Annotated in this window: 1 protein-coding gene and 1 pseudogene; both read right to left on the minus strand. The window is 74.3% G+C overall.

The annotated features are described in order from the left end of the window. Positions 1-1,699: pseudogene (locus IF45_RS31765) on the minus strand (type I polyketide synthase); the annotation flags it as partial. Between the two features lie 392 nt (positions 1,700-2,091). Next, positions 2,092-6,376: SDR family NAD(P)-dependent oxidoreductase (locus IF45_RS0130870; protein WP_037638886.1), on the minus strand; the 4,285-nt coding region annotated here is incomplete at its 5' end.

A 6,376-nucleotide genomic window follows, 5' to 3' on the forward strand; every position in this document is an offset into this window, starting at 1 on the left:
CACCCGCTCCAACGACGCAGCACCCTCCACACCGTTCAGCACATCCAGCAACGACCACTCCGTGAACGGCTCCAACGCCGCCGCACACTCCGCCACCCGACCCGCGAACACCGGCGACGAACCCAACAACTCCACCGCCATACCCACCCACTGCGAACCCTGACCCGGGAACACGAAGGCCACATCACCCGCACCCTCACCGGCGGTGCCCTCGACCACACGCACGGACGGCTCACCCGCCGCCAGCGCGTCCAGCCCCGCGAGCAGCTCCTCACGGTCGGACCCCACGACCACCGCACGCCGGTCCATCGCCACACGCGACGACACCAGCGCATGCGCCACGTCCAGCACCGACGCGTCGGACGCACGCACCGACGCCGCCAGACGCGCCGCCTGCTCCCCCACCACCGCACGCGACTTAGAGCAGTTCCACGCCCCCGGTCGCCCAGTCGGCGTGCGGGGTGGGCGCGTCGACGTGGAGGCTCTTGGGCAGGGTGCCGTGGCGCATGGCCTGCACCATCTTGATGACCCCGGCGACGCCGGAAGCGGCCTGGGTGTGGCCGGTGTTGGACTTCAGCGAGCCGAGCAGCAGCGGGTGCGCGTCACCGCGGTCCTGCCCGTACGTGTTGAGGAGGGCCTGCGCCTCGATGGGGTCACCGAGGGTGGTGCCGGTGCCGTGCGCCTCGACGACGTCGACCTCGCCCGAGGTGAGACCGGCGTCGATGAGGGCCTGGCGGATCAGCCGCTGCTGGGAGGGGCCGTTGGGGGCGGTCAGACCGTTGGACGCGCCGTCCTGGTTGATGGCGGAACCCCGGATGACGGCGAGGATCTCGTGGCCGTTGCGCTGCGCGTCGGAGAGCCGCTCCAGCAGGATCAGGCCGACGCCCTCGGACCAGGCGGTGCCGTCGGCGCCGGCGGCGAAGGGCTTGCAGCGGCCGTCGGCCGCCAGGCCCTGCTGGCGGGAGAACTCGGTGAACATCTTCGGCGTCGACATGACGGTGGCGCCGCCGGCCAGGGCCAGCGAGCATTCGCCCTGTCGCAGCGAACGGACGGCCAGGTGCAGGGCGACGAGCGAGGAGGAGCAGGCGGTGTCCACCGTCACGGCGGGCCCCTCGAAGCCGTACGTGTACGACAGGCGGCCGGAGGCGACGGCGACCGTGTTGCCGGTGAGCAGGTGCCCGGCGACCTCTTCCTGGCGGCCGCGCGAGGCGCCGTCGTAGTCGCCGTGCCCGGTGCCGACGAAGACACCGGTGGTGCTGCCCGCGAGGGTGTCGGGCAGGATGCCGGCGCGCTCCAGCGCCTCCCAGGAGGTCTCCAGCAGGAGCCGCTGCTGCGGGTCCATGGCCAGGGCCTCGCGCGGCGAGATCCCGAAGAACGCCGGGTCGAACTCACCGGCGTCGTGGAGGAATCCGCCTTCACGCGTGTAGGTGGTGCCGTGGTGGGCGGGGTCCGGGTGGAACAGGTGGTCGAGGTCCCAGCCGCGGTTCGCGGGGAACGCGGAGATGGCGTCCACGCCGTCGCGGGCCAGTTCCCACAGGTCCTCGGGGGTGCGCACGCCGCCGGGGTAGCGGCAGGCCATGGCGACGACGGCGACGGGCTCGCGGTCGCGGTTCTCGGCGTCGCTGAGCTGCTGCCGGGCCTCCTGGAGATCGGTGACGGCCCGCTTGAGATATGCGCGGAGCCTGTCCTCGTTCGACATCAGGTGCCCACCTCTCCATGAGATACCGGAAAACGCGGAGGCGGCGATTCCCGAATTCCACGCCCCGACCCAGTTCGCGCTCCCGGAAGTCAGGGGACCCGTCCGGGAAAGCGGCCACGGGCCGTACGGGACGGCCCGGTGCGAGAGCCAGTCTGGCCGTCTTGGACTGCGGGTTTCCCTAAAGCATGGGGAGGCTGGTGGGGACGCGCGTTCCGGTCGAGGCGGGTTCTCCGTCCGAGGTCTGGTGAATTCCCTCGTCGGTTTCCGATATCGGCGGGGCGGATCGCCGGGCGGGGAATTCGCGACGGCGGAGGGCGGAACGGCTCGGTCGCGTAGCCGACGAGGCCCCGCTCCGTCGGCTGACGGAACGGGGCCTCGCGGGTGGGGGGCAGTCAGCCGGCGGGGGCGGTCTCCGGCGCGTCGGTGGTAGCCGTGGTCTCCAGGGCGGTCAGCCACGCGTCCATGAGGTCGGCGGCGGGGCCGGAGTCCTCACGGATGAGGGAGAGGTGGTCGGAGTCCAGGGGGCGGACCTCCGCGTCGGGGACGACCGGAAGGTGCAGGCGCTCGGGGTCGGGGGCGGGGACGCCTTCGATGAGCGCCCGGGTGCACTTGATCTCCAGGACGGGGGCGGTGGTGGGATGCACGTCGAGGGCGTTGAGGAGCACCATCCAGCGGCCCATGGCGGACAGGCGGGAGTTGGTCAGGCGCACCGGGGAGTCGTCGACGGCGGTGAAGTTGAACTTCATCATGCCGTTGTAGTCGACGCCCTCGTCGCTCTTGTGCTGGATGCTGAGGGTGTCGAGGAGGACGACGGCCTCGGGCCGGATGCCCCAGGTGTGTTCCAGGACTCCGGCCGCCGCGTAGGCGAGGGAGCCGCCGGAGGAGTGGCCGACCAGGACGAAGGGCTTGCCGTCGGCGGCCTGGAGGGTGCAGTCGGCGATGATCCGCGCGGCCGCCTCGGCGTGGGCGGGCAGGGCCTCGCCGGTGTTGAAGCCGATGAGGGGCAGCGCGGTGACGTCGCGGCGGCCCCGGAAGTGGCCGGAGAGAGTGGCGTACTGGTGGACGCCGCCGTTGGCGGTGGGGGCGCTGACGCACACCAGGCGGGTGGGTGCGGGGCCCTCGGCGAGCGTCACCGGCCAGGGCAGGTCCTCCAGTTCGGCGGTCACCTCGAAGGAGGGGCGCAGCGCCGCGACGGTGGCGAGCATCCGCTGTGCCTCGCGCACCTTGCCCTGGGCCAGGCCGTCGAGGAACAGCCGCTCCATGGAGTCGTTCTCGGTGGGGCCGCCGGCGGCGCCGGTCTGCGGGGCGCCGCTGCCCTGGGCGCCGAGTTCGGTGCGCAGCCAGGCGGTGAGCCCGTTCGGGGAGCCGCTGTCGTAGACGATGCTCGCGGGGAGCTGGAGACCGGTGATCTCGCTGAGCTTGCGGCGCAGTTCGATACCGATCAGGGAGTCGAAGCCGAGCTCCAGGAAGTCGCGGTCGGGGTCGATCTCCGAGGTGTCGGTGTGGCCGAGGAGTGCCGCGGCGCAGGCCACGACCGTCTCGCGCAGGGTGGTCTCCTGCTCCCCGGCGCCGAGGTTCGCGAAGTTCTCGCGGAAGGAGGCCGCGTCCAGGACGCGGGCCGGGGCGTCGGTCGTGGCGGCGGCGGTCCGGCGCGGAGGGCGGACCAGGCCCCGCATGAGCGGCGGCACCTCGTCGAGGTGGGCGGTGGCGGGCGGGGCGGCCAGGTTGGTCGCGACCACCAGGGGTTCGCCGAGCGTGAGCGCGGTGTCGAGAAGGTCCAGGGCGCGGTCGCCGGGCAGGGTGTCGATGCCGCCGGAGCGGATGCGGCGGCGGCCGGTGTCGGTGAGGAGGTCGCCGGCCATGCCCTCGTCGAGGTCCCAGGCGCCCCAGGCGACGGAGAGGGCCGGCAGGCCCTGGGCGGCCCGGTGCTGGGCGAGGGTGTCGAGGAAGAGGTTGGCGGCGACGTAGTTGGCCTGGCCGGCGCGGGCGGTGACGCCGGAGATGGAGGAGTAGAGGACGAAGGCGTCGAGGCCGAGGCCGCGGGTGAGGTCGTGCAGGTGCCAGGCGGCGTCCGCCTTGGACCGCAGGACGGTGGCCAGGCGGTCCGGTGTGAGGGAGGTGACGACGGCGTCGTCGAGGACTCCGGCGGCGTGCACGACGGCGGTGAGCGGGTGCTCGGCGGGGATGCCGCCGAGCAGTGCGGCCAGGGCGTCGCGGTCGGAGACGTCGCAGGCGGCGACGGTGACATGGGCGCCGAGGGCGGTCAGTTCCTCGCGCAGGGCGGCGGCGCCGGGGGCGTCGGGGCCCCGGCGGCCCGCCAGCAGGAGCCGGGTGACGCCGTGGCGGGTGACGAGGTGGCGGGCGGTGCGGGCGCCGAGGGTGCCGGTGCCTCCGGTCACCAGGACGGTGCCGTCACGGGTGACACCGAACGGGTCGGTGTTCTCCGGGCCGTCCTGGGGCGTGGGCGGGGGCAGTTGGGTGAGGCGGCCGACGAGGACCTCTCCGTCGCGGACGGCGGCCTGCGGCTCGTCGACGGCGAGGACGGCCTCCAGGGGGAACGGGGCGCCCGGTTCGACGTCGACCAGGGAGAAGTCGGCGGGGTGCTCGGCCTGGGCGGTGCGGACCATGCCCCACACCGCGGCCCCGGCCAGGTTGGCGGCCGGGTCGCCGGGACGGGCGGCCACGACGCCGCGTGCGACGAAGACCAGCCGGGCGCCCGCCGGGCGGGGGCCGTCCAGCCACTCCTGGAGGAGGGCGAGGGTGGCGCGGGTCGCCTCGTGGGTGGCGGTGACCGGGTCCTCGCCGCCGTCGGGGACGGGTACGAGGACCTGGGTGCCCGCCTCGGTGACCTCGTCGAGGCCGGCCAGGACCGTGCCGGTGCCGAACGGGTCGGTGCCGAGGGCGACCCGGGGGCCTCCGGCGGCGGGCCCGGTGGGTTCGGCGGGGACCCAGTCGAGGCCGAGGAGGGTGGAGCGGTCGGTTCCGGGCTTGAGCAGGCGGGCCGCCCCGGAGGGCCGCAGGGCCAGCGACTCGACCGACAGCACGGGCCGGCCGGCGGTGTCGACGGCGGCGATGCTGACGGTGTCCTCACCGGCCTTGGTGATACGGACCCGGAGCCGGGCGGCCCCGGAGGCGTGCAGGGTGACGCCGGACCAGGAGAACGGCAGGAGTCCCTGGTCGGCGTCCTTCAGCTCGACGTACTCCACGGCGTGGAGGGCGGCGGTGAGCAGGGCGGGGTGGAGGCCGAAGAGGGCGGCGTCGTCGGCGCGGGCGGGCAGTTCGAGTTCGGCGAGGACCTCGTCGTCCCGGGTCCACACGGCACGCAGCCCCTGGAAGAGCGGGCCGTACTCGGTGCGCTCGTAGAAGCCGTCCAGGTCGACGGGGGTGGCGTCGGTGGGGGGCCAGGCGCTCTGGCCGAAGGCGACCTGGCGTGCTCCGGCGACCAGGACGCCGGTGGCGTGCTGGGTCCAGGGCTCGTCGTCGGCGGCGTCCTCGGGCCGGGAGTGGATGGCGAGCGGGCGGCAGCCGGCCGCGTCGGGGGGTCCGACGCCGACCTGTACGGAGGCGGCGCCTCGCGGGTCGAGGGCGAGCGGGGTGGTGAGGGTCAGTTCCTGGACGCGGCCGCAGCCGGCCTGGTCGCCCGCGCGGACGGCGAGTTCGAGGAAGGCCGTGGCGGGGAAGAGGACGAGGCCGCCCATGACGTGGTCGGCGAGCCAGGGATGGGTGCGCAGGCCCACGCGCCCGGTCAGCAGGACGCCCTCGGAACCGGCGAGGGAGACCGCGGCGCCGAGCAGGGGGTGCTCGGCCGGGGTGAGCCCGGCCCCGGGGATGTCGGCGGCGTGGGCGAGCGGGCGCGGCCAGTAGCGGCGGTGCTGCCAGGCGTACGTGGGCAGGTCGGTGCGGCGGGCGCCGGTACCGGTGAACCAGGCGGCCCAGTCGACGCGGACACCCGCGACGTGCAGCTGGGCGAGACCGGTGAGCAGGGCCTCCTGCTCGGGGCGGCGGGAGCGCAGCGCCGGGGCTGCCACGGCGCCGGTACCGCCGTCGAGCGTGTCCAGGCTCTGCCGGGCGAGGGCGGTCAGGACCCCGCCGGGGCCGATCTCCAGGAAGGCGTCGGCTCCCGTCTCGGCGAGAGTACGGACGCCGTCGGCGAAGCGGACGGTCTCGCGGACGTGCCGCACCCAGTACTCGGGATCGGTGAGCTGACCGGGCTCGGCGAGGGCGCCGGTGACGTTGGAGACCACCGGAACGCGCGGCTCGGCGTACTCCAGCGAGCGGGCGACCTCGCGGAAGGCGTCGAGCATCGGCTCCATCAGCGCCGAGTGGAAGGCGTGGCTGACGGACAGACGCTGGATCTTCCGCCCTTCGGCCTCGAACTCGGCGGCGAGGCCGGTCACTTCACTCTCGGGGCCGGACACGACGACGGAGTCGGGACCGTTCACGGCGGCGAGGGACAGACTCTCGGTCAGCCGGGGCGTCACCTCAGCCTCGGTGGCCCGTACGGCCACCATCGCCCCGCCCGAGGGGAGTTCCTGCATCAGACGGGCGCGGGCGGCGACCAGCGCGCAGGCGTCGTCGAGCGAGAAGACCCCCGCCACGTGCGCCGCCGCGATCTCGCCGACCGAATGCCCCGCCACGAACTCCGGCGCGACACCCCACGACTCCACCAGCCGGAAC

The sequence above is a fragment of the Streptomyces albidoflavus genome (assembly GCF_000719955.1).
Lineage (GTDB): Bacteria > Actinomycetota > Actinomycetes > Streptomycetales > Streptomycetaceae > Streptomyces > Streptomyces albidoflavus.